Origin of the sequence: Heliobacterium chlorum, from assembly GCF_014502795.1 — a bacterium.
Lineage (GTDB): Bacteria > Bacillota > Desulfitobacteriia > Heliobacteriales > Heliobacteriaceae > Heliobacterium > Heliobacterium chlorum.
Genome location: NZ_JACVHF010000010.1, coordinates 112,488 through 134,953 on the forward strand (window position 1 = coordinate 112,488; position 22,466 = coordinate 134,953).

Here is a 22,466-nt window from a genome sequence, read left to right on the forward strand (position 1 = left end):
GGAGGGGCTGTTTTTTCTTTTACAACAAAGGAATACTGTGTTTTTGATGGAATTAATATACAACTATATTTAAGGGGGTACTATCTTGAAACATCGTGTTACTTTATCAACGTTCTTGATATTATTAGTTATTCTTATGATGGGCTGTAATTCACAAGATCAGTTGACACAAAGAGAAATACCTAAACCGCCACAACCTACAGTCACATATGAAGGTAACGTTGTTCCGGTAGCCCAAGGAACATTCGGGTGGACTAATGTTCAGGCAGATTATCCGTCTCCGACCGAAATCGCAAAATATATTGAGTCAGTAACTGTTAAACCGGGTGCTAAATTAAAAGTTAGCTTTGACGATAAGCCTTCTGATATTTCGGTTAATCATTGGAACAACAGTCATGAGTCCGTTAAGTACAATATCGAAAACGACACAATTACTGTTCCAAAAGAAGAAGGATCGTACATATTTGAAATTTATTGTTGGTGGATGGATGGTGACTCATCGTACGTCTTGAAAGTAGATGTTAAAAAGTAATTAAGTCTGATATTGGACGTCAGAAATCACCTAAAGATAGCCATCCCCCACCACACCCGCTGTAACTCCCCACATCCACTTCAACCCCCATCCTGGTATGAATGGTATAGCTGATCGTTTTCAGAGGCACAGAGGGCATTCTGTGGGGTAGGGCTTGAAGTGTGGAGGAAATAATTAGGTGATATTTCGTCAAGGGCAATTATATTTGTAAACTAGCGATCAAAATAACAGCAACTACCCTTTTTCACGTCCCTTGCCGGTAAGCCACGTTATTGGGAGGTCAGTGGAGAGGGGTGGTACTTTTGTTTTACAGCAGTCACGAAGCCCGGCTTCTCAAATCCTAAAAAAACGGAATAATTTTTCACCTCTATTACCAAAATATATATATAAAAGAACACTTAATGTTTGAAGGTACCCTCTGATGAAAAATCAGTCTCGCCGCCCTCTAGCCACTATAAGCGTATACGGAGTTACTCATTTACACCGCCAGAATCCTTATATGGTCGCGTGGTGGACTGCTGCTTTTCCAGGCTTTGGCCACTATTTATTAAATCAATATATACGAGGAACGTTCCTTACTTTAGTTGAAGTGATCATTAATAGTTTAACTAATCTTAATTTAGCTATCATCTATTCTTTTGGCGGCAAATTTGAGTTAGTCAAATCCGTAATTCAACCCCGCTGGGTTCTCGGATATGTCCTTGTTTATTTTATCCTAATATTGGATAGCTACCGTTCAGCCATAGTTCAGAACAAACTCTGTCATCTTGCTCAAATCGAAAACGAACGATTGCCAGCAGTAAATCTTCGACCACTTGAGTTTCAATATATAGAACCAAAAAAACCTTGGTTAGCTGCGTTATACTCTTTCTTCTTTCCTGGGTTAGGGCAGTTATATAATCATCAGTTCGCATTAGCGATCTATGCGATGGCGTGGTGGTGGATTTATTTAACATTATCACACGCACACGAGTCTTTAATTCTTCTTTTACTCGGAAAAATTCAAGAATCAATTGCCGTTCTACATCCTCAATGGCTGCTTTTTATGCCGTCCGTTCTCGGAGGGTCGATCTACTATGCGTATATTATAGCTAAAGAACATAATAGGCTTTTTCGAATAGAGCAACGCCAGTTTCTCGCTGAACGCTACCAAAACTCCGAAGTTCGGATGTTCCCTGAATAGGTGGGAATACGATTGTTGATTATCGGAACATTTGAGCATTCCTTTGAGCTAGAGCAGGCATTAGCCGTATTGGAACATAGCGGAATTACCAGAAAAAACATTATGGTAGTTCCGATGGATACTGTTCCTAAAAATCCTAACCAATTTTTAAGTAAACCACGTGATCTTTATTCCAATGGCATCGAGGTAGGTATTGCTTGTGCTACGGCTAGTGCTGTCCTTGGTACTACGTTGGGTTTCAGTTATACTTGGGGACCGATACTTTGGGGGCTATTTGGGGCATTTATCGGTTTTAGTGTAGGGTTTGGATTATACCTTTATATTAATAGGAGAATTCACAGAAGACATGCGGGAAAGTTACCCGATGTATCCGTAATTATTCAATGCACAGAAGGGCAGGCTGTCCTGGTAACGGAAACCATGTGGGAGTTTGGTGTACTAACAGTGGGAAGAACATTAGAACCGTCAAAGAGCGACACTTCCATCGGCAATAATTAAAACTCAACCACCCGTCTTCACGGTTTTTCCGATACGCCACGTCATTGGGAGGCAAGTGGGGAGGGTTGGTTATAATTTTATGACGGTGTGGTAATGGTAATTGCGTCAGATAAGATGCTTATGGATATAATTGAAATAATTCTCATTTTAACTTGGAGGCATCCCTATGCTGTTAGAAAGAGCAATCGAAATTATTTCAATGATAGTGACTATCGCTCTCTTAATCTGGTTAGTTCCAAGGAGTAAAAAAAGTGATGCCGTTCTTATTTTAAGCAAACTCTTACATGGATTTTCGGCCTTATGGTTGTTGAATGGAATCTTATCGAATATCCTACTCGTTTTTTGCCTAATGCAACTAAGTCCAGTATAACTTTTGAATTCATTGTATATCCTGGTATTTGTGTCTTGTTCAACTTGTTCTATCCAGAAAAAAGGGCACATTTAGACAATTAGTTCATTATGTGGCTTTCACCTCTGGAATAACCGGATTTGAAGCGATTCTCGAAACTTACACGAATTGTATAATCTATAATCATTGGACATGGTATTGGACTTGGATAACAATATTGTTAACATTCCTAGCTTCTCGTTGGTTTTACCGATGGTTTAGAGAAGATTTTTCTAACACGGAGTCAAATCTGCTCTAAAACTATCGACGATTTTCACCCTAAATCCCCTTCACCCATTGAGCCGCTGTAACTCCCCACGTCCAATTCAACCCCCATTCTAGTATGAATGGTATTTCCGATCGTTTTCAAAGGCACACAGGGCATTCTGTGGGGTCGGTTTGAAAGGGTGAAGGAAATAATTAGGTGGAATTTGCGTTATTCGCGTTACCCAGCCAATATGCCGGTTAGAATAGAAAACAACCGCCCGTTTCTACTGCCTTATCGTTAACCACGATATTAGAGAACAGTGGGGGAGGGTCAGTTGTTTTTTGTTAAATTTATTGAATCAGTAGTTATTTTACGACAAAAATCGACAAAGTTACAGTAAGTTTTGTAGTAATATAGTAACATAAAAAACAATGTAGCGTATTAGCTATTGAAATGGGGTATTTACTTTTGTTTTTACACAAAACGAGATCCGCAGTGATATTAGGGGCAGGCTTTTCAAAAAACGCTGGATTACCATTACAAAATGATTTTCCAAAAATGTTACTAAGTCGTGAGTTTAATGAACCGAATGATAGAGCTATTACAGAAATACTAAGAAATTTCCTTAAAGATGTATTTGGATGGAACACTAATCCAAAACAACTGCCTCCTTTAGAAGATATCTTCACAGTAATTGACTTATCTACAGGTAATGGACACAACTTAGGTAGTAAATATACCCCCCAAAAACTTCGAGCTATACGTAGAATGTTAATCTATAGAATATTTTCCATTTTAGATTCTAATTACGATGAGTCAGACGACATCGCTAATTTTCTTGACTTTTATTTGAACGGATCTTTAATAGATACGCATTTTATAGTTTTAAACTGGGATATTGTATTAGAAAGACATTTAGAAAAAACGGTACAGAATCCAAAAATCGACTATTGTATATATTCGAAATCAAAAGAATCAGATTATATAGGGAAAGAGCCATATGTTGCAGTTAGTAAAATACACGGCTCAAGCAATTGGGTATATTGCGATAATTGTAGAAGTATTACATACGACCGGACTCGTAAATTGTCTTTACATGTTAGGGCGGGACTACTTAAGTCCGACTTCGAGTTGTTCGGAAAAGATTTTCGAGACATATTTTCAAATCATTGTTTAAACTGCGGTTCTATAGTAGGTCCTCACATAGCAACCTTTAGCTATAAAAAATCTTTTAGAACACATGCTTTTACAAGCTCTTGGTTGGCTGCAGAACAAATACTCGATCAAGCCAATAGATGGATCTTTATTGGTTACTCTTTACCTGAAGCAGATTTCGAATTTAGGCACTTATTAAAAACATCGCAGTTAAAGTTTTCATTAAATACTAAAGAAATACATGCCGTTTTTTATAAAGATAAGGTTGCTCAAAAGCGATATGAAAAATTCTTTGGAAAAGATAAAGTAACAATATATCAAGGTGGTCTTACTGAGTATGTTCACGAAATTACAAAATAAGATAACAAACTGGCGACTTCTATAACAAAGACAAAGTCGTTGTTGAATTCTGTTATCATATATTTTCGTAATAATTAAGTGCCGTGAAATATTAAAGGATTCCCTGCGAAAAATGTAGAATAATGTACTATGCTAAACCTTCGCAAAAACATAGAGGAGGAAATAAGCTGAATGAACTGGAAAGAACATGTAGAACAATTGGTAAACAGTGATCAAAATAAAGCTGTTTCAGTTAGTCTTGCTAAGGCATCGGTATCCTACACAGATAAAATAACTAAACACGAAGACCCAAAAGTCATTAGCGGTGATGAGGAAATAGTAAGATTATATTTGGTACATGAGTTAATCAATACGTTAGACTATAAACCTGAGCATATTGAAATTGAAAAAAGGTACGAGATATCTTTAGGAAGAAGCACCAGACTACAAAAGGGTGAAAATGACTTAATTTTAAGAGACGATAAAGGAGATGTATTCTATCTCTTCGAGGTAAAATCTCCGAAGGAGTTTGAAAATGGTAAAAAAACTATTATTGGGCAACTTTTTGGAATTGCTAGAGAAGAAGCTAGAAAGAATAAAGTTTATTACTTGTGTTATTACACTGTAGACTTTAATGATGGGAATATACGTGACAAAGCCATTATCATAGATTTTCAAAAGTATCAGGAATACGATGATTGGGTCCAAGCAGGAGAGCCTTCAGTTGGAAATATCTTATTACCCGGTTACAGCAAACCCAGAATACAACCAAAAATAAAAGGTCATGAAAAATTTGATCTACAAAAGAGTATAACAAAAGAAGAAATAAATGGAATTGCCTTAGATTTGCATAATGTACTTTGGGGTGGTGGCGGAACCAACGATAGCGAGATTTTTTATTCGCTTGTAAATATCATTTTAGCTAAAATACAGGATGAAAGCGAAAGGGAGGATGGGGAAGAATACCATTTTCAAATTAACGCCTACGGTGATAATATTGAAAATCCTGAAAAGGTTTATGAAAGAATTAATGAACTATACAAAAAAGCACTTAGTCAAAAGTTAAATGTTAACGACGAAAAGCAGCTGGCGGATGCACGAATTATTGACCGAAATAAGTTTCCACTTAATAAACTAGTATATACCATTCAAGCCTTAGAAAATTATTCGTTTGTAGAAGGTCGTAGCTCTTTAGATAATACCGATATACTAGGCGGTTTTTTTGAACAAATTACCAGAGACGGTTTCAAACAAAATAAAGGTCAATTTTTTACACCAACACCAATAGTTAAATTTATATGCTACGCTTTAAAAATTGACGAGTTAGCACTTGATAGATTAAATAAGTGGGGGAAACTACCGTACATTATTGACCCGTCAGTAGGAAGTGGAACCTTTTTAATTGAGGCAATGAAAGCAATAACTAAAGAATTGAAATATAAGCAAAATAATAAGATTAAGAACAGTTTACAAGTAAGAGGTTGGTTTGAAGAACATTTTATGCCTCACTACAAAGAAAACAGATGGGCCAGGGAATACCTCTATGGAGCAGAAATCAACTTTGACTTAGGAACTGCAGCAAAGGTAAATATGATATTGCATGGAGATGGTGCTTCGAATATTTTTGTACAAGACGGGTTAAAGCCATTTAATGAATATAGAAAGAACGATGTAGATAAAAACGTTTTGCAAGTTCAAGAACCAGATATGTTGTATTGTAACAAAGATGTTAATAATGCGTTTGACATTGTTATTAGTAACCCACCATTTAGCGTAAACCTTGATAACGAGACGAAAAAGACACTAGATAAAAGCTTTCTGTTCGGAAGTAAAAAGAATAGCGAAAATTTATTTATTGAACGTTGGTACCAACTTCTTAAAGAAGGCGGTAGATTAGGAGTAGTTCTACCTGAAAGTGTTTATGATACAACAGAAAATAAATACATCCGTTTGTTTTTATTCAAATATTTTACTATAAAAGCAGTTATTAGTCTACCCCAACTTACTTTCGAGCCTTATACATCAACAAAAACCAGTTTATTATTTGCTCAAAAGAAAAGTGCTGATGAAGTTAAAGAATGGAATAAGCAATGGGATAAATTTACAAAGGAATGGTCCGCTCTAAAAACAAAAGTAGAGAACTATATTAAAGTTTATATTGAAGGTAAGGATCAAGAAAAGCTACCATCAATTAAAGGGCACACAGAAAAGGAAATTCGACAAAACATAGAAAGATATCTTAAGTATCACATCGTATCTGAAGATGCTATATTAGATATAAAATCTTTGCTAAAGAAATACCTAGATGAAATAGAAGAAACAGGGAAATACGATAAAGATTTTAACTGATCAATTTGGATTCACGAATGCATGGTGGGTTTTTGGGGAAGTATCTCAAATTCTTAATTATTCCATTTTTATGGCTGAGGTTGAAAATGTAGGTTATAAACGTACCAAAAGAGGCGAGAAGCCGATGCCAAATGATCTATATGATGAAGAAGTTGCTCCTTCTTATATTTCAAAAGATGACATAATAAAAGAATACAACGATAAAATTCTAATCCATCAAACTTTAATATCAGAGTTAGAGGAATACATTGCAAAAGAATGTTTGAGACAAGATAAAGCAAATCAGAAGAAAATACAAAAATGGCAAGAAGATTTAGAAGCGAAAAAGGCAGAAATTCAACGTCTGGAGTTAGAAAAAAATGAAGTTGATACAATTATTAATACATTCTATGAAAAGGATAACTCAAAGAAATGGCGATTAAAAAACAGTTATTGTGAGAGACTTGATGAAAAGCTATTGGCTCACTTCAAAAATGGATTACTCACCGCTTATACTTCCTCAGATGTATTAATACGCCAAGATAAAGTAGTTAAAATATTAGATCAGATGAGGAAAATAGTATGGAAATGAAGTTTATTCGTTTAAGTGATTTTGGGTTAGACTCTAAGGTTGGGTTAAAAGAATATTCACGAATTCATTATAAAGATGGATTGCCTTTGAAATTCTTTTTGGCAAATAAAGATAGTGAAAAAGATATAAAATCAGGAAGAACGCCATCTAGGTTTAATGAGTATTACTGGAATGGTAATTATGATTTTCTAACACTACAAGATGTTGATACCTCTACTTATGAAATCGGAGACACATCAGAAAAAATAACTGAATACGCAATAGAGGAAGAAAGAACTCTTTATCAAGCACCTAAAGGTGCATTGTTAATTTCAAACGCTATGACTGTTGGTTTAGCATTCATTTCATCAAATCCAATTTATATCAATCAAAATGTCTTTCATATAAATATTGATGAAGCATTAATAGATAAAACGTTTGTAAAATGGTATTTCAATCTTATTTTCAAACCTAATTTCAAAAAGGTTTTCTTTTCAAAATATTTTTCTAAGGATGAGTTTAGCAGTTTAAAAATACCAAATTTAAGCATTGAAAAACAGCAAGTAGTAAGTAAGAAAATCGTGCAAATAGAAACAGAAATAAAACAATTAAATAAACAGAAAACTTGTGAGACTAAGATAATAAATGATATCTTCTATTCCAGTTTAAAATTTGACATTGGGAAATTTTATGAATTGAAATCAATAAATAGTTATTCGTTAACACAAAAGGATTTTAGTAACAATAAAGATTTAAGATTTAGTTTCAAATTTCATAATCCAGCTGCTCACTACGTAATGAACTATTTGAAATCAATAACAAATAAAAAAATTAAAGATTTTATTTCTGAACCAATAGTGTTGGGAAAAGGCATTTTACCTAGACAATATGATGACGAAGGACATTATTATTACATTGCCATGTCAAATATTAAAAAATGGAAGTTCGAATCAGAAGATTGTAAGAAAGTTAGTGATTCTTTCTATGCAAATAATATAAATAAAAATATTAAACTTAATGATATTCTAATAGCTCGTTCAGGAGAGGGAACAATAGGTAAAGTGGCTTTAATTGAGGATGACGACGTTGAGGGTATCTTTGCTGACTTTACGATGCGTGTAAGACTAAAAGAATACAATCCCAAATTTGCGTATTACTATTTTAGGAGTGAATTGTTTCAGTACTTGATTTATACTAATAAAAAAGGGTTGGGAAATAATACTAATATTTTTCCAGGCCAGATTCAAGAACTTCCAATATTAGATTTCGACCAAGGTCAGCAAACCCAAATAGTTAACCAAATTCAAGCTAAGATAAATGCTCAGAAAGTCATAGATCGACAAATAAGAGAAAAGTGTAAAGAGATCGAGAAAATTATTAAACAAGCTATTTAAAGCGTCGGCAAAATAGACACTGAAATAATAACATTAAATTAGAGACTGCATTTTATTGTACCCCACCAGCCACAGCCCACCTATTAAATAGACAGGCAGTTCAGCCCATCGTGGTTGGACTGCTTTATTTTTTTCAAGGACGGTGGCCAATCCTACATATTTTTATAACATTGGTAGCATCATAGCCATATTACTTGACTATACATAACCGAATCAACTAGAGGAGGTCTTGCTTTCAATGAACCGAACTTGGTCAAGGACAATCATTGCATCGACCGTCGTCGTTGGCTTACTGTCGCTAACTGGATGTTCTAATTCAAACACCGACATCGGTAGTACTGTCAACAACGTGGTAGACAAGGTCCAATCGGCATCATCTAGCGAAATTGCCAGCCAACTCAGCGTTGTACTGCAGAACAAAATTGAACAGGTTAAATCCAAAAATGAAAAGGTCGTAAATCCAGACGGTACGATTAACTGGGATGAACTTGGAAAAACGGAGTTGGTGGATTATCCGATAGCCAGTGTCTTTGGCTGGGATTATAAAGCTACGCTACAGGGTAATGGTACTGTTGAGGTTATGCAGGTGAATCAAAACTCAGGTGAGAAAAAGGTATTTGCGACGTATAAAGTGGAGTTCGTTGACGGTCAGATAGCTGTTAAGTAATACTGGAATAGCCGCCATATAGAAGAAGCAGTTCAGCCTTTGAGGTTGGACTGCTTTTATTAATATCTAGTTAGTAGCCGGTAAGATTATTGGGCAAGATAGGATTTTATTACTAACCCAAATATGACGACCCAAATTACAATTATCGCCCCTGCTGCAATCCATTTTCCTTTGTTTTCTTCGGTGGAACGGTCAGTGGCCTTATTTCTTGCTTCATCAAGTATCTGTGGAGGTATCATTTTTATCACTAGAGCTATTCCCAACGGTAAGAGTATGAGCTAATCTAGGTAGCCGAGGACAGGTATAAAGTCGGGGATCAGATCTATGGGACTAAGAGTATAAGCGATGATAACCGCAATTAGAATTTTAGCGTACAGAGGAGTACGGGGATCACTATACGCTATCCCTAATACCGTAATATCCCGTTTAAGAGACCTCGCCCATTCTTTTAGTTTATTTAGCAGTTCTAATACGACCTCCGTTAAAAGTTAAGGTTATAAAGATGAGTCCCCCACAGGCCCCGCTATTTGGCCACGTATTCTACGCAATCCTTCTACCAATACAATTCCATACACATAATGCTAGCGAAGCACATGTGACCGCACAACCCATGACGTCGCCAATTCCGACACCGTGTTGAGTGGGCGATCGCAGGGCAGCGTGGCGGGAGTCTCCTGTTTCAATAATAATAGAGAGATCCCGGTAATCATACAAGGATAACGAGATCCAAGGTATAACAGGTATACCAGTCTCTATACATGCAGAACTGCATAACCCCCTTATACGAAGTGAATGTGGTATATGCATCCCGTATATATAAAGATAAGGGTTATATAACTGTATATTAACTGTTATATACGGTACATATACTGTTATATACCGCAAGGCAACCAAGCCCCCAACTTGTAAGCCTTAGGTATTGTCCTGTATTGTTTGTGAGTGAGATAAAGGGGCTAACCATGGCGAGTCCGAAAAGCGTGAGTTGCCACTGTCAATGCAGTTGATGGCACCTGGGCTTTCTGTAGTTGCACTTTAGGCAGAAATAATGAACGGAGATTTACGGACATATGACATTGACCAGGCCGCTGATTAAGCGGTCTTTTTCATGCAGTAGTGTAGAAGGAAAAACCGTGAAGTCCTGGAGGGAGGTGATCATAGGATGGCAGTAAGAAAACGGCCCGTATTCGCTGTGGCTCCCGAGCAGGCGAAAGCAGCGGAACTTTTCGTGGGTAACGAACTGGATGGCAGACTGACCATTGCGGAGATCGCGGAGCAGGTCGGAGTAAGTGCCCGGACTATTTACCGATGGAAGCAAGACCCCGAATTCCTGGCCTATCAGAATTACCTTGCCGATATGGTGATGGAAGATTTCCTTACCGAAGCGTACGTACGGTTACGTGGCCTTGTGCGGGCTGATAATGAAAAGACTCAGCTAAAGGCACTAGAACTCTTGTTAAAGAACCGTGGCAAGCTGACGGACGTTAAAGAAATATCGGCAACGGTGGAAGATACTCGAAATAATGAATCCCTGGCAGACGAAATCGCGGAATTAAAGCGTATGCTGGGGGAATGATCCAACTACCTCTTGCCGGACAAGTTTATCCTTGTGTAAACTGAATATGCCCATGGGAATCCATTTCTTAAAGCAGCTATCCCCGAATCTGGGGCGGCTGCTTTTCTTTTTCGTTTGATCTTTCTTCTTTATCATATGCGATCAAAGGAGCTATACTGTAGCCCACAAACCCATGTTTCTGGTCCCGTTATCCTCTAAATATTTGATCGTATATGCAGAAGGGCGGACGCAACCATGATCGCAGACTTTCTATCAGACTTGGAACGCCAAGGGAAAAGTCCACTTACCGTCAAACAGTATGCAGCTTCATGGGGCCGGTTCAAACGCTGGTTTGATACGGAGCACCCGACAATGACAACGGTATCAAATAATGGACCCCCACCCCACCCCCACCGGGGGGGCTCCGGGCTGGGGCTGGTGCTGCAATCGGACATATCACGTTTCAAAAGGTGGGCTGGAAATAGTTACAAACCTCGGACAATCGCATTAACCCTATTGCAACTCCGGGTAATCTTCGACTATTACGTTAAGTGCGGTCAAATACCGGATAACCCAGCGGCGGATGTTAAGAACGTGGCGACCCCGGCCCAGAACATAAAGTGGCTGACTCGAAATGAACAGAACATGCTGGTGCGTACGGTACGGCAACATGGCAACCTGCGGGATCTCACATTAATTACAACCTTTTTACATACGGGGATGCGGGTGAACGAAACGGTAAACGTCAAAATGTATGATCTTAAACTTTCTGACCGGAAAGGTCTGCTGATTGTACGAAACGGTAAGGGCGGGAAGTACCGCGAAATCCCCTTGAATGCCGATGTGCGAAAGGTGTTAACAACGTACCTAGCAGAATATCCCCGGCAGGCTGACGATTACCTTTTCTTCACCAACCGTTCGCCCAAGATGACAACGAGGGCAGCCCAGGTGATCATTGATAAGTACCGGGTAATGACCGGAATCGATCATTTGACCTGTCATTCGCTTCGGCATACCTTCGGGCATGAACTGGCAAGCCGGAAGATACCGCTGGATGTGGTGGCCCGGCTGATGGGACATCAAAAAGCAAACGGTGATCCCTGCATATCAACGACGATTATTTACACACAACCTGGACCGGACGATCTTGTGGCTGCGGTAAACGAACTGGAATGGACGTAACCCCGCGACTTTGAACGTTTCGAAATCGTGCCCTGGTTCCATGTCTCCCGTCCCCCTACGAAGGCCCGAATGGTTTACGATTCTTACATAACATAGCGGTAAACATTGTAACATAATGCAGAAAGTAAGCAGCCCAATGGAGGGGGGGATGAAAGTGGCAGAGGGTAAAGAAAAACCGGAAATGTACCGAAAAAAAGCCCTAAATTTTGCCCAGGACGTTAAATATACTTTGACAGATGCTGATATAAGTAAAATAAAACAGGATCATGCTGACTGTTAAATCAAACCCAGACGAAAGAACTGCGACCCCTGGCGATATGTGCCTGGGGTTTTCATTTTTCATCTATCAAAAACTTGTAACCCTTTTATATAGCCCGCATTTTCCAGTGTAAGGGGTAGTCTGCACGGAAAGGGGATTATGATCGGGCTATGGAGCTTAACACAGTTCACCACTTTGATTGTATTGAGGGGATGCATCAATTGCCGGATATGTCGATAGACCTTGCAGTGGTCGATCCCCCATACGGGATTAACTTTCGGTCAAGCAATCGAAAGAAATATCCCCTAAAGTCGTCAGACGGTATCTTAAACGATGAACTGGACAACGCGGACTTTCTTGAATCGGTGATTGTGGAAATCAACCGCGTTTTGAAAACAAACTCCCATATTTACTGGTTTACTCGGTGGGATAAAGTCAAAATTCAGCAACCGCTGTTAGAAAAGTTCTTTCAGGTAAAGAACAGCCTTATCTGGATGAAAATGGTCGGTCGATGGGTGATCTCCGAGGAGCCTACGCCGGACAATATGAAAACATTCTGTTTTGCCAGAAAGGCCGCCGGGACTTAAACGAGGTAGACGGAATCTCCCGTCACACCGATATTCTACCGTTTGACCGAGTTCCTCCGGCCCGTTTACGACACAACCATGAAAAGCCGGAAGCCCTTATTGAGTTCCTTATCCGAAAATCATCCAATCATGGAGACCTCATTCTTGTTCCGTTTGGAGGAAGTGGAAGTGAGTGTGTAGCTGCGAAGAAAACGGGACGTCGATTCATCTCTTTTGAACTTGAACCGCAATATATCCAGATTGCCAAGGAGCGACTTCAAAGAGTTGCTGCCTAAAATCACTGGCCCGCTGAATGCCATTCTAAGCGGCCAGTTTTCTTATGTGGCACAAATACTCGAAGTCCCCGGGTTCGATCGAACGTTGGCCCCAAAGAACGCGGCTGTGGGGGTAAGTGAATAGGTATGGACCTCTTGAACAGGGCCGAACGACAGAAACGGCTCATGATGCTGGAAGAAAAAATCCGATTGTATGAACGGGCGGAGGCCAATCTCGGCCTTTCAGAGTTTCAACAGGCGGACTTTATTGCCAATCTAAAAGAACTCGTAAAACTTCGACGAATCGACCGGGCGGAAACTGATGTGCTGTATTTTTGTTACGAGTATTTTTCCGATGACCAGAACCCGGCGAATGAACAGAACCTTATCCCCGAAGGGACCGAAATGGACGATGCTCCAAAGTTTCACCGGGAGTTGTGTCGCCTGCTGGATCAAGTGTCGGCAGAGAACGTAACGGCCCGGATCGGCTGGGCAGCTCCACGGGGCCATGCAAAAAGTGCCTATCTATCCAACTGCTTTCCTGTTCACCAGATTGTTTACGGCAAGCGAAAGTATATCCTCATTATTTCCGAAACAGACGGAATGAGTAAAAAGTTCATCGAGTGGATTTCCGGCCAGCTAAAGTTTAACGAAAAGCTACGGGAGGATTTCGGAGAATTCCTCAGCCCCCGGAAGTCGATGAATGAAAAAGACAACCAGGAAGCGATGCTGACATCTTCCGGGGTTCTGGTTGAAGCGGCCTCAATGGGGAAGCAACTTCGGGGGAAACGAAACGGCTCTTATCGGCCCGATCTGGTTATCCTCGATGATCTCGAATCCGCCAAGAACACCAACACGCCAGAACTGCGGGATAAAAACCTGCACTGGTTCAACTCTGTTGTCATGCCCATCGGAGATCCCACCCGGACGGCCTTTATTTACATGGGTACCATCGTTCACGCTTCCGGCCTGTTGTCTTCGGTATTGAAACGGGCGGACTTCGAAAGCCGAATCTATGCAGCGATCTTAAACCGGCCCGAACGGGAAGACCTGTGGGAGAAATTCGAAACCATCTGCCGCGATGTGGAAAATCCGGATCGCCTTGACGATGCCCTCCGGTGGTATATGGCAAACCAAACTGAAATGGAACGGGGTATTGAAGTGTTATGGCCCAGCCGGTTCCCTTTTCTAAAGCTGATGATCGAAAAGGTAAACATCGGTTCACGGGCGTTTTCTTCGGAATTTATGAACAACCCCGTCGATGAAGAAAGCCAAATCTTCCGGCCCGCTTTTTTCACGTTCTTCGACTACGGCGAAATCGACACCCGTGCCTTGGATTATTTCGGGGCGTGGGATATCGCGATGGGAAAAAGCAATCGTTCGGACTACAATGCGATTGTGACCATCGCCAGGGATCGGCGAACCGGAGTGTTATATGCTATCGACGCCTGGGCGAAGAAGTGCCCGGCCCATGAAGCCTTGGCGGTGGCCGCAGAGAAAATCGTGCAGTACAAGCATAAAGTCTTTGCCATTGAAACGGTTCAAGCCCAGCATGATCTCTTCCGGCAACTCCGGGAATTTCTAACCCGGCGAAATGTGTACCACACGAAACTCAAAGCGGTGGTTAGCCGGGGCAAAAAAGAAGAACGAATCGAATCCCTTGAACCGTTAGTGGAGCAAGGGATTTTGCGTTTTATGCGGCACCAACGGCTGCTGCTTGAAATGCTAGAGCAGTTTCCAAGTCATGATCATGACGATCTACCCGATGCCTTACAAATGGCAGTCGAACTATGCGGGGCCGGGAAGCGGCGAGTGTTTCACAAAAAACCAGTTGGACTGTAGGGAGGGGTACCATGGGCATGTTCGGAATCGGGGAAAGTTACCCCCCGCTTGAACATAGCAAACGAATTCGACGGTACCGGGAAAACAAAAAGCTGTTTCTCGGTCATCACACTGATGTATTCCAGCGGGTGCAAAACCGGCTATCCAGGCGGCAGGCCGAGATCATCTATATTTCCGCAAACCTTCCCGGTGTCATCTGTAAAAAATCGTCTGATTTTCTGTTTGGGGAGCAACCCACGTTTTCTGCAGGCAAAGCAGACGGTTCCCCCGAGCAGATCAACCTGGAACGAATCGTGGAATCGAACGCACTGCATATCACGAATTATGAAAGTGCTCTCTCCAATGCCTACCGGGGGGACTCATTTTATAAAGTCCGCTGGGGGCAAGAGTACGGCGGTGCTGTAAACAAAGAATACGACCCCTTCCGGGCGATTATTGAAAGCCAAAACCCGGAATACGTGTTTCCCGTTACGGCCCCGGTTAACGCAGGAAAGATTCTTGCCTATCATATCGCCTATCCGGTGTTGGTGCGAGACTCCAACGGGGAAGGGTGGATTTTGAATGTGGAAAGCCACTTCCCCGGTGAAATCGTGTACGCCCAGTATCGCATGAACCCGGTCAACATCTCGGTGGACAATGAAATTTTGGAATGGAAGATATATGCGGAAATCACCGATGCACGAAGGACTATCGAAACAGGCGTTCCTTTTCCGCTTGTAGTCCACGTACCCAACTATTCCACCGATGATACCTGGGAAGGCATCGATGACCTATCGGAAAATAAAGCCCTCTTCGATGAGATCAATCACCGGCTATCCCAGATTTCCAGCATTCTCGATAAACACGCAGATCCGGCGATGGCCGTACCCACCGGAACCCTAGGCGAAGATGAACAGGGGAACCCCATTTTCCGGGCAGGCATCGATAAAGTGTTTGAGGTGATGGGGAAGGAAGACGTGGTTCCTCAGTACATTACCTGGGATGGTCAACTGCAGGCTGCGTTTATGGAGTTGGAAAAACTAATCAACATGCTGCTAATCAGCTGTGAAATTCCCGAAATTGCATTAGGAGCCGGGGATGTAGGAACCAGCGGGGCATCCGGGTTGGCGATCAAATGGCGGCTAAATTCCCTGTTGGCAAAAGTAAACCGCAAACGGCAGTATTACGACAAAGCATTGAAACGGGTCCTGGTCTTAGCCCAGATGTTAGAGAAATCTAAGCAAACGGAATCCGCCTATGAACTGACGATACCGAAGATTAAATTCAAAGACGGCCTGCCTAACGATGCCGCAGAGATGGCAAACGTGATGTCCATCCGAACCAGCGGGAAGGCGACCATTTCCCAGAAATCGGCCCTCATGTGGCTCGATGATCTCACCGAAGAACAGGCAGACGCAGAAATGCGACGGATGATGGACGAAGAAGCCACGGCTGACCCGTCCATTTTTAATTCCCTTGATTCATCGCCATCCGATCCAGGCGGTGAACCGTAATGGCAAAACCGCCGGAACCCGTCTATGAACGGGATGTGAACCAACTGGTCAAATTCTACAAAAAAGCCTTTCGTGAAGTCGTTGAAAAGTTGAAAGCGGCGTCAAACGTTGGCTTGGAACAAGCCCAGGCCGAATCCCTGATAAGCCAGATTGCCTTCATTCTCAAAGAGCTGGACGATTCCACTAAAGCCTGGTGTGACGAGACGATTAACCGAGCCTTCCAAGAAGGGCAAGCAGCGGCCCTGCTATCCATGGGGGAGGCGACTTCACTGGCAGAGGCCGCTTCTCGATCTTCCTTTTCCATGTTGGCCCGGCAGACCGTCGAAGCGTTGATGAATGACACCTACAGCGATCTCCTGTTGGCGACAAAAAACACGGAACGGAAAGTAAAGCAACTTGTAAGATCCATGGTTGGCGATACGATGAGGTCGAGGGCGATAGAGCAGCAAGGACGGCGAACCTTGACCAATGAGATCGCCAGAAAGCTGGCCGCTAAAGGAGTCTCCCGGCGGTTGCACGATGAAGCCTGGGTGGGAATTGTCGATGCCGCTGGGCGGCGATGGAAGCTATCAACGTACGCTGATATGGTTGTGCGGACGAAGCTAACCCAGGCCCATGTGGAAGGTGTTCGTACCGAAACCTTGGAAAGGGGTGTAGACCTTGCGGTTGTTTCATCCCATGGAGCCACCGATGCCTGCCGGGTATTCGAGGGGATGGTCATCTCGATCAACGGCATGACCACCGGTTTTCCCACGTACCAACAGTTGAGAGACAGCGGGAATATCTTTCACCCCAACTGCAAACATCATATTTCCCCGATTCGTGACCTGTCGTTACTTCCTCGATCTCTACGAGAAAAGGCCATCCGAGCAGCAGAAACTGTGGCAAAACAGTACCCGAAAATCGGAGACTTCACCAAGGTTCTTTCCGACCAATCGGGGTAACGTCGAAAAACTTTACCGCCAATAACATGCCCGACGGGGACTCCACCCCGATAACAAGCGAACGGGCAGGGAGGACGTAACATGGCAGAAGAATTAACGAAAGAAGTTCAGACCCCAGAAACCGGTCCAGAACAGCAGAAGCCTACCGGGGATTTTCAGAAAGTTACAGATAAAGCGGAGACACCTTCGGATATTGTGATCCCCAAAACCCGGTTCGACGAAGTGAACAACAAATATAAAGACCTGCAACAGAAACTCGATGAACTCCTGACGGAAAAAGCCGATCAGGATCGCACGCAAAAAGAGCAGCAGGGTAAATTTGAAGAGTTGTACAAAACGACTGCCGACGATTTGACCAAGCATAAAACGCAAGTAAAAGAAGCGTCCAAACGAGTTGAACAGTTGGAATCTGTGATTACCGGGTTGCTAGACGCCAAGCTAAAAGCCATTCCGGAAGAATACCACGATCTAATTCCCAAGCATCTTCCCCCGGAGGCCCGGTTGGATTGGTTGAACCAAGCCGAAGGGAAAGGGCTGTTCCGTTCACTCAAACGGGAAGAACCAGTGGGAGCCGCCACAAACCCTAGGTTGGTGCAGACCATCGACATGGACACACTGACCCCCGCACAGCTATTACGGGCAGCATACGGAAGCAAGTAGGACGGCAAAACCGTTCTTTTTTTGTGCCCATTTTAGGTTTTACACAGTAATAAAGGAGGCAACCCCACATGGCATTAACCCTGCTTGAAGCCGCGAAGCTGTCGAACGACGTGTTGCAACGCGGTGTCATCCAAACCTTCGCCCGAAATTCGGCTATCTTGGAAATGCTGCCTTGGATGGAGATCGCCGGAAACAGCTATAAGTACAATCAGGAACAGACCCTACCCGGCATCGCTTTCCGTACCGTCAACAACGGCTATACGGAATCTTGCGGTGTCGTAAACCAGCTTTCCGAAGGGCTGTATATCCTGGGCGGCGATGTAGACGTCGATAAATTCCTGATTCAGACTCGTGGCAACGTCCAGGACATCCGGGCGATCCATACGGAAATGAAAGCGAAAGCCCTAGCTTTAGAGTTTACAAGGGCCTTTTTCAAAGGGGACGCAGCTCAGGTTGGTCAGTTCGACGGTCTGCAGAAACGCTTAACGGGTACCCAAGTGATTGACGGGAAAGATGAATATCTTAAAATCGGCATGATCGACGAACTCATTGATGCCGTCGAAGGGGAGCCGGATGCCCTCTTCATGTCCAAAACCATGCGACGGGAATTAAAGAAAGTACTCCAGAACTCCAAGCACTACATTGAAAATGGATCGGATGCTTTTGGTCGGCCTGTCTCGACGTACGGCGGCATCCCCCTTCGCATCATTGAAACCGACGGTGCCGGAGTCGATATTCTCGGATTTAACGAAGCAAATAAAGCGGCAACCGGAAATGATACCTCGTCCATCTATGCGATCAAATTTGGTGCCGAACAATATGTGGGCGGGCTGCGTAACGGGGGCGTAAACGTGCGTGACCTGGGTGAAATCGATGAAAAGCCGGTATTCCGTACCCGGATTGAATTTTACTGCGGTATGGCAGTCTTCCATCCGAGAGCAGCCGGACGGTTGAAATTCGTGAAAAAAGGTGTTCCAGAACCGGAACAACCTCAAACCTAACATGAATGATTTCGTGTGATAGGGAATTCACTCCCTATCACGTTTTTACTTTGGAGGAGGACTGAAGGTTGGCAAAATACCGGATTACGACGCCCAACCCCATTTTTAACGGAGTAACCGAGGGAGTTTTGTTTGTTAACGGAGTCGCCATCATCGACGATGAACAGAAGAAATATCTCTTTGAAAACGACTACAAATACACCTGTGAACAGATTGAAGATGCGGAAGACGGGAAGGAACGAAAGCCCAAAGCGTCCCCGAAATGAGGTAAGGGCAAAACATGATCGGTGTAACGGCGGCAGACCAGTATTTTACCGGTATCTTGCATAACGAGGAATGGAACACTGCCGACCCCTCCATGAAAAAACGAGCGTTAGAACAGGCAGAAACGCAGTTGTACCGGTATTTCCGCAGCTTTTCCCCGGCGACTCGGCCCTTACCGGATGAAGCCGTCTTTGAACAGGCCATCTGGTTGTTGCGAATGGATGATTCGGTGCGAAAGACCCAGCAGGGAGTTCGCAGTGTGGGTGTCGGGGGAATTCAGATCTCGAGTGATGCGGTGAAGCCGATTTGTCCGGAAGTGGTCATTCTGCTTGGTCGCCGTGTGGGGAGGTATGACCGATGATCCCACTAAAACAAATGATCACCGTGACCCAAGGGGGCGAGTTGGATGCATGGGGCAAACCGGCTGGGGGAACTCAAACGGTTTATCAATGTCGCATTGACGAAGAATCCAAGCTGCTAAAAGATGCCCAGGGCAAAGACGTACTTGCTACGGTAGAGATATTAATGAAAGGATTCGTCCCTATCGGATTCCGGGATAGAATCGAATGGTTAGATGAAGCCGAACGGACCCGAAAGAAAAGCCCACTACTGGTTCAAGTTATCCGAGATTTGAGCGGAAAACCCCTGTTTACAAAGGTGACGGTGTGATGGGTGCAAAGATAACCTTCAACGATCAAGTATTACGGCGGGTACAGCAAAAGGTGAACGCAGAACTGCGGCAATCCGTCAACGATTGTATGGACGATCTGGTGCGGGTTTCTTCGGAAACCGCCCCCCATGACAGAGGCATCTTAGATAAGTCTTTTTCCAAAGAAGTTACCGCAGGGGCGGAAAGCGTCACCGGTGTAGTTGAATATGTAGTCCGGGAAAAGAATTTTAACTATGCGATCATCATGCACGAAGGTGAATATCGTTTGGGCGAAAGTTCGGAGCAAAAGCCGGGTGGTGTAGGGATGAGTGAAACGCATTACCCGGTAGGAAATAAATTTCTAACTCGGCCCCTGGAAGGTGAGAGAGAAGCCTACAAAAAGCATATTGAAGCGGAACTTCAAAAACTATACAAAAAGGGGGACTGACAGGTGCGGATTATTGATCTTATCCACTTCATTGCCTTGTCAGTGGACTATCCCCTTTATGCAAATCTGTTTCCGGCAACGGCGGATTCGGATTGTGCTGTAGTGAAACTCACTGGCGGCGGCTCTGTAAATGAACGTGCAAATATCGCCAAACCCACCTTCCAGATCCTATTGAGAGGTCAAGACTCGGCAGCAGCCGATGCCAAAGCATGGGATTTCTACCGGTTTCTAAACAATAAGCGTGATTTCAACGTAGATGACACTCACGTTATTTTTTGTACCGCCCAGCAAGCAGCCCCGTTATTTCTAGGATCGGATGACAACGAGCGAGTGTTGTATTCACTTAACTTTCAACTGATCACCGAGCAACTCTAATCCAGGAGGTTTTAGCGAAATGGCAAAGATCGCAGGCGTTGATGTCCTGTTGTATGTGCAGACAGGCGGAACCGATGCTAGTCCGACCTATACCGTTGTCGGAGGACAGTCCGGGGCCACGTTGAACCGTTCGGCGAAACTTATCGAAACCACGTCGAAGGATGCCTATGGCTGGGCCGAAAACGTGGCGGGTGTGTTGTCATGGTCCATCGACTGTGACGGCTTCATGCTGGGTACCGATACCGCCCTCGATGCATTGGATACTGCTTTTAACAACCGCACTACCTTAAAGGCTGAAATTCGGATGCCCAGTGGCAAGAAATATACGGGAACCTGCATCATCACCGACTTTCCCTATGAATTTCCACAGGATGATGCAGCCACTTATAAAATCACATTAACCGGAACAGGTGCTTTAACAGTAACCACTACAACCCCTTAAAAATAGGAGGGCTTCATCTTGGCGAATAAGCAACGTGGAGTTGTTGACATTGAACTGGACAAATCCCGGAAACTGCGGTACACCCTCAATGCCTTGGCGGAAATCGAAGACAAATTGGGGGTATCGGTGGCCGAACTAAACGGGGCGAATCTGGGCATGAAAGCAATCCGAACCTTCTTGTGGGCTGGCCTCATTCATGAGGATTCTGAATTAAGTGAACGGGAAGTGGGCGAGATGGTCGATTTCGATAACTTTGCCTATGTTCAGGAGAAGATTGCAGAAGCTTTTGAGTTGGCCACCCGAAAAAACGAATAACCCGAAGTGACTGGACATTACTGCGTCAGGCAGCGTTCGGATCGCTTCGGATCACCTCGAATGAATTCTGGCAACTTACCCTAACGGAACTCTTAGACATACTGGAATCTGTCCATGAAAACGAAAGCAAACGGCAAGAAGCCGAATATCTCCGAACGGCGTGGTTGGCGGCGAATCTGATGAACGCAACCGGCAACGTAAAGCGTCCCGTAACCCCGGATATGCTGCTGGGCAAGGAGGTAGACGCGAAACGGGTGCCCCGAACAGATCAAATCCGCACCATGGAGGAGTTACAGCGGAAATTCAACGGTCCTGCCCCTTGTGCAAAGGAAGCGTTGTGATGGCTTCACACCCCGAGTCTACATGATGATGATGTAAATTAACGTTGGCCCGACCCCCGCTGTCGCTGTCCCGGTGACGGTGGTAGCGGGCTTTTGTCATTTCTGGGGAAAGGGGGAACGGCATGTCGGCTCTATCCAGGGTGCTGGTTAAATTTACGGCGGATATTTCCAGCGTCAATGCCACTATTAAGACGGCGATGAACCAAGTCAAAACGGCCGGTAAGGAAATAGATGCATCCGGCGGCATCATGGGCAAAGCCTTCGACGGATTCAAAGCCGTCGCCTTGCCTGCTATTGGTGCGGTCAGTGCGGCTTTAGGCGGGTTATCGCTGGGTAAAGGGGTTTCCTTCAATGCAGATTTGGAACAGGCTGCGATTTCCTTTGAAACCCTGCTGGGTTCGGCAGATCGGGCAAAGCAGATGATTCAAGACTTGCAACAGTTGGGGGCGTCTACCCCGTTTGAATTTCCCGGACTGCAGAACTCCGCGAAACTCATGCTGGCGATGGGATTCAACGCAGAAAGTGTGATGCCCAACCTAAAAGCCATCGGGGATGCGGTGTCCGCTGTCGGCGGCGGGGAAGAGATGCTGAATGG

The 22,466-nt window shown here is 43.6% G+C and carries 29 protein-coding genes and 2 pseudogenes; 30 read left to right on the forward strand and 1 reads right to left on the reverse strand.

Going from position 1 to position 22,466, the window contains the following annotated elements:
- Positions 1 to 85 precede the first annotated feature (85 nt).
- The 10 genes and pseudogenes from H1S01_RS11245 (at position 86) to H1S01_RS11280 (ending at position 9,263) form a co-directional block, all read left to right on the forward strand.
- Complete coding sequence (locus H1S01_RS11245) at positions 86 to 532, forward strand: hypothetical protein (protein WP_188040578.1); 447 nt, start codon at positions 86 to 88, stop codon at positions 530 to 532.
- 421 nt (positions 533 to 953) lie between these two features.
- Positions 954 to 1,715: a DUF5683 domain-containing protein gene (locus tag H1S01_RS11250; RefSeq protein WP_188040579.1), complete on the forward strand. Its 762-nt coding sequence runs from the start codon at positions 954 to 956 to the stop codon at positions 1,713 to 1,715.
- A gap of 12 nt (positions 1,716 to 1,727) precedes the next feature.
- Positions 1,728 to 2,213 carry a hypothetical protein gene (locus H1S01_RS11255; RefSeq protein ID WP_188040580.1) on the forward strand — a complete coding sequence of 162 codons (486 nt, stop codon included), beginning with the start codon at positions 1,728 to 1,730 and terminating at the stop codon, positions 2,211 to 2,213.
- A gap of 279 nt (positions 2,214 to 2,492) precedes the next feature.
- A pseudogene (locus H1S01_RS22330) lies at positions 2,493 to 2,666 on the forward strand (CBO0543 family protein); the annotation flags it as partial.
- Positions 2,612 to 2,860 (forward strand): CBO0543 family protein, encoded by a 249-nt coding sequence (locus H1S01_RS22335; RefSeq protein ID WP_480035606.1) that lies wholly within the window; start codon positions 2,612 to 2,614, stop codon positions 2,858 to 2,860. The pseudogene H1S01_RS22330 and the gene H1S01_RS22335, both read left to right, overlap by 55 nt.
- 444 nt (positions 2,861 to 3,304) lie before the next feature.
- Positions 3,305 to 4,324: a hypothetical protein gene (locus H1S01_RS11260; RefSeq protein ID WP_188040581.1), complete on the forward strand. Its 1,020-nt coding sequence runs from the start codon at positions 3,305 to 3,307 to the stop codon at positions 4,322 to 4,324.
- Positions 4,325 to 4,495: 171 nt separating this feature from the next.
- Complete coding sequence (locus H1S01_RS11265; RefSeq protein WP_188040582.1) at positions 4,496 to 6,652, forward strand: type I restriction-modification system subunit M; 2,157 nt, start codon at positions 4,496 to 4,498, stop codon at positions 6,650 to 6,652.
- Positions 6,653 to 6,776: 124 nt separating this feature from the next.
- A complete protein-coding gene (locus H1S01_RS11270) occupies positions 6,777 to 7,223 on the forward strand; it encodes a coiled-coil domain-containing protein (RefSeq protein ID WP_188040583.1) in 447 nt (148 codons plus the stop codon).
- A complete protein-coding gene (locus H1S01_RS21165; protein WP_207732295.1) occupies positions 7,214 to 8,596 on the forward strand; it encodes a restriction endonuclease subunit S domain-containing protein in 1,383 nt (460 codons plus the stop codon). Before H1S01_RS11270 ends, H1S01_RS21165 begins: the two co-directional genes overlap by 10 nt.
- Before the next feature lie 238 nt (positions 8,597 to 8,834).
- Positions 8,835 to 9,263 carry a hypothetical protein gene (locus H1S01_RS11280; protein WP_188040584.1) on the forward strand — a complete coding sequence of 143 codons (429 nt, stop codon included), beginning with the start codon at positions 8,835 to 8,837 and terminating at the stop codon, positions 9,261 to 9,263.
- A 278-nt stretch (positions 9,264 to 9,541) separates the two neighbouring features.
- Here H1S01_RS11280 and H1S01_RS22340 read toward each other — a convergent pair whose 3' ends face one another.
- Positions 9,542 to 9,727, reverse strand: a complete 186-nt coding sequence (locus H1S01_RS22340) for a YkvA family protein (protein ID WP_341479087.1) — start codon at positions 9,725 to 9,727, stop codon at positions 9,542 to 9,544.
- Positions 9,728 to 10,422: 695 nt separating this feature from the next.
- Here H1S01_RS22340 and H1S01_RS11290 point away from each other — a divergent pair.
- From H1S01_RS11290 to H1S01_RS11375, 20 genes and pseudogenes are all read left to right on the forward strand, one after another.
- Complete coding sequence (locus H1S01_RS11290; RefSeq protein WP_188040585.1) at positions 10,423 to 10,836, forward strand: phBC6A51 family helix-turn-helix protein; 414 nt, start codon at positions 10,423 to 10,425, stop codon at positions 10,834 to 10,836.
- A 234-nt stretch (positions 10,837 to 11,070) separates the two neighbouring features.
- Complete coding sequence (locus H1S01_RS11295) at positions 11,071 to 11,997, forward strand: tyrosine-type recombinase/integrase (protein WP_188040586.1); 927 nt, start codon at positions 11,071 to 11,073, stop codon at positions 11,995 to 11,997.
- 154 nt (positions 11,998 to 12,151) lie between these two features.
- Positions 12,152 to 12,277 (forward strand): hypothetical protein, encoded by a 126-nt coding sequence (locus tag H1S01_RS21970; RefSeq protein ID WP_279286993.1) that lies wholly within the window; start codon positions 12,152 to 12,154, stop codon positions 12,275 to 12,277.
- Between the two features lie 149 nt (positions 12,278 to 12,426).
- Positions 12,427 to 12,843: a DNA methyltransferase gene (locus tag H1S01_RS11300; protein ID WP_188040587.1), complete on the forward strand. Its 417-nt coding sequence runs from the start codon at positions 12,427 to 12,429 to the stop codon at positions 12,841 to 12,843.
- The gene (locus H1S01_RS22545) at positions 12,768 to 13,118 is read left to right on the forward strand and encodes a DNA-methyltransferase (protein WP_188040588.1); all 351 of its coding nucleotides are present in this window, start codon (positions 12,768 to 12,770) and stop codon (positions 13,116 to 13,118) included. The genes H1S01_RS11300 and H1S01_RS22545 overlap by 76 nt, the downstream gene beginning before the upstream one ends.
- A 126-nt stretch (positions 13,119 to 13,244) precedes the next feature.
- Complete coding sequence (terL, locus tag H1S01_RS11310; RefSeq protein WP_243237233.1) at positions 13,245 to 14,939, forward strand: phage terminase large subunit; 1,695 nt, start codon at positions 13,245 to 13,247, stop codon at positions 14,937 to 14,939.
- A gap of 11 nt (positions 14,940 to 14,950) precedes the next feature.
- Positions 14,951 to 16,432: a phage portal protein gene (locus H1S01_RS11315; RefSeq protein ID WP_243237235.1), complete on the forward strand. Its 1,482-nt coding sequence runs from the start codon at positions 14,951 to 14,953 to the stop codon at positions 16,430 to 16,432.
- Positions 16,432 to 17,376, forward strand: a complete 945-nt coding sequence (locus H1S01_RS11320) for a phage minor capsid protein (RefSeq protein ID WP_188040589.1) — start codon at positions 16,432 to 16,434, stop codon at positions 17,374 to 17,376. The genes H1S01_RS11315 and H1S01_RS11320 overlap by 1 nt, the downstream gene beginning before the upstream one ends.
- Before the next feature lie 81 nt (positions 17,377 to 17,457).
- Complete coding sequence (locus tag H1S01_RS11325) at positions 17,458 to 18,036, forward strand: hypothetical protein (RefSeq protein WP_188040590.1); 579 nt, start codon at positions 17,458 to 17,460, stop codon at positions 18,034 to 18,036.
- A gap of 68 nt (positions 18,037 to 18,104) precedes the next feature.
- Positions 18,105 to 19,037 carry a major capsid protein gene (locus H1S01_RS11330; RefSeq protein ID WP_188040591.1) on the forward strand — a complete coding sequence of 311 codons (933 nt, stop codon included), beginning with the start codon at positions 18,105 to 18,107 and terminating at the stop codon, positions 19,035 to 19,037.
- A 68-nt stretch (positions 19,038 to 19,105) separates the two neighbouring features.
- Positions 19,106 to 19,303: a hypothetical protein gene (locus H1S01_RS11335; protein ID WP_188040592.1), complete on the forward strand. Its 198-nt coding sequence runs from the start codon at positions 19,106 to 19,108 to the stop codon at positions 19,301 to 19,303.
- A 14-nt stretch (positions 19,304 to 19,317) separates the two neighbouring features.
- Positions 19,318 to 19,662, forward strand: a complete 345-nt coding sequence (locus H1S01_RS11340) for a hypothetical protein (protein ID WP_188040593.1) — start codon at positions 19,318 to 19,320, stop codon at positions 19,660 to 19,662.
- On the forward strand, positions 19,659 to 19,970 hold the full coding sequence (locus H1S01_RS11345) for a hypothetical protein (RefSeq protein ID WP_188040594.1): 312 nt from the start codon (positions 19,659 to 19,661) through the stop codon (positions 19,968 to 19,970). The genes H1S01_RS11340 and H1S01_RS11345 overlap by 4 nt, the downstream gene beginning before the upstream one ends.
- The gene (locus H1S01_RS11350; RefSeq protein WP_188040595.1) at positions 19,970 to 20,398 is read left to right on the forward strand and encodes a hypothetical protein; all 429 of its coding nucleotides are present in this window, start codon (positions 19,970 to 19,972) and stop codon (positions 20,396 to 20,398) included. The genes H1S01_RS11345 and H1S01_RS11350 overlap by 1 nt, the downstream gene beginning before the upstream one ends.
- Positions 20,399 to 20,401: 3 nt before the next feature.
- Positions 20,402 to 20,773, forward strand: coding sequence for a phage tail terminator protein (locus tag H1S01_RS11355; RefSeq protein WP_188040596.1), 372 nt, complete (start codon positions 20,402 to 20,404; stop codon positions 20,771 to 20,773).
- A gap of 19 nt (positions 20,774 to 20,792) precedes the next feature.
- Positions 20,793 to 21,215, forward strand: coding sequence for a phage tail tube protein (locus H1S01_RS11360; protein ID WP_188040597.1), 423 nt, complete (start codon positions 20,793 to 20,795; stop codon positions 21,213 to 21,215).
- Between the two features lie 18 nt (positions 21,216 to 21,233).
- Positions 21,234 to 21,530, forward strand: a complete 297-nt coding sequence (locus H1S01_RS11365; protein WP_188040598.1) for a hypothetical protein — start codon at positions 21,234 to 21,236, stop codon at positions 21,528 to 21,530.
- A 20-nt stretch (positions 21,531 to 21,550) separates the two neighbouring features.
- Positions 21,551 to 21,640, forward strand: a pseudogene (locus H1S01_RS22550) (hypothetical protein); the annotation flags it as partial.
- A gap of 69 nt (positions 21,641 to 21,709) precedes the next feature.
- Entirely contained in the window at positions 21,710 to 21,871 is a 162-nt protein-coding gene (locus tag H1S01_RS21490; RefSeq protein WP_243237237.1) for a hypothetical protein, read from the forward strand.
- Positions 21,872 to 21,993: 122 nt separating this feature from the next.
- The coding region (locus H1S01_RS11375; protein WP_423751927.1) for a hypothetical protein at positions 21,994 to 22,466 on the forward strand (473 nt) is incomplete at its 3' end.

Excerpts from the sequence above, each read along its gene's own strand:
- H1S01_RS11250 (WP_188040579.1), top strand. The coding sequence starts at position 954 with ATGAAAAATCAGTCTCGCCGCCCTCTAGCCACTATAAGCGTATACGGA.
- H1S01_RS11265 (WP_188040582.1), top strand. The coding sequence starts at position 4,496 with ATGAACTGGAAAGAACATGTAGAACAATTGGTAAACAGTGATCAAAAT.
- H1S01_RS11270 (WP_188040583.1), top strand. The coding sequence starts at position 6,777 with ATGCCAAATGATCTATATGATGAAGAAGTTGCTCCTTCTTATATTTCA.
- H1S01_RS21165 (WP_207732295.1), top strand. The coding sequence starts at position 7,214 with ATGGAAATGAAGTTTATTCGTTTAAGTGATTTTGGGTTAGACTCTAAG.
- H1S01_RS11280 (WP_188040584.1), top strand. The coding sequence starts at position 8,835 with ATGAACCGAACTTGGTCAAGGACAATCATTGCATCGACCGTCGTCGTT.
- H1S01_RS11290 (WP_188040585.1), top strand. The coding sequence starts at position 10,423 with ATGGCAGTAAGAAAACGGCCCGTATTCGCTGTGGCTCCCGAGCAGGCG.
- H1S01_RS11295 (WP_188040586.1), top strand. The coding sequence starts at position 11,071 with ATGATCGCAGACTTTCTATCAGACTTGGAACGCCAAGGGAAAAGTCCA.
- H1S01_RS11300 (WP_188040587.1), top strand. The coding sequence starts at position 12,427 with ATGGAGCTTAACACAGTTCACCACTTTGATTGTATTGAGGGGATGCAT.
- H1S01_RS22545 (WP_188040588.1), top strand. The coding sequence starts at position 12,768 with ATGGGTGATCTCCGAGGAGCCTACGCCGGACAATATGAAAACATTCTG.
- terL (WP_243237233.1), top strand. The coding sequence starts at position 13,245 with ATGGACCTCTTGAACAGGGCCGAACGACAGAAACGGCTCATGATGCTG.
- H1S01_RS11315 (WP_243237235.1), top strand. The coding sequence starts at position 14,951 with ATGGGCATGTTCGGAATCGGGGAAAGTTACCCCCCGCTTGAACATAGC.
- H1S01_RS11320 (WP_188040589.1), top strand. The coding sequence starts at position 16,432 with ATGGCAAAACCGCCGGAACCCGTCTATGAACGGGATGTGAACCAACTG.
- H1S01_RS11325 (WP_188040590.1), top strand. The coding sequence starts at position 17,458 with ATGGCAGAAGAATTAACGAAAGAAGTTCAGACCCCAGAAACCGGTCCA.
- H1S01_RS11330 (WP_188040591.1), top strand. The coding sequence starts at position 18,105 with ATGGCATTAACCCTGCTTGAAGCCGCGAAGCTGTCGAACGACGTGTTG.
- H1S01_RS11340 (WP_188040593.1), top strand. The coding sequence starts at position 19,318 with ATGATCGGTGTAACGGCGGCAGACCAGTATTTTACCGGTATCTTGCAT.
- H1S01_RS11345 (WP_188040594.1), top strand. The coding sequence starts at position 19,659 with ATGATCCCACTAAAACAAATGATCACCGTGACCCAAGGGGGCGAGTTG.
- H1S01_RS11350 (WP_188040595.1), top strand. The coding sequence starts at position 19,970 with ATGGGTGCAAAGATAACCTTCAACGATCAAGTATTACGGCGGGTACAG.
- H1S01_RS11360 (WP_188040597.1), top strand. The coding sequence starts at position 20,793 with ATGGCAAAGATCGCAGGCGTTGATGTCCTGTTGTATGTGCAGACAGGC.
- H1S01_RS21490 (WP_243237237.1), top strand. The coding sequence starts at position 21,710 with ATGAACGCAACCGGCAACGTAAAGCGTCCCGTAACCCCGGATATGCTG.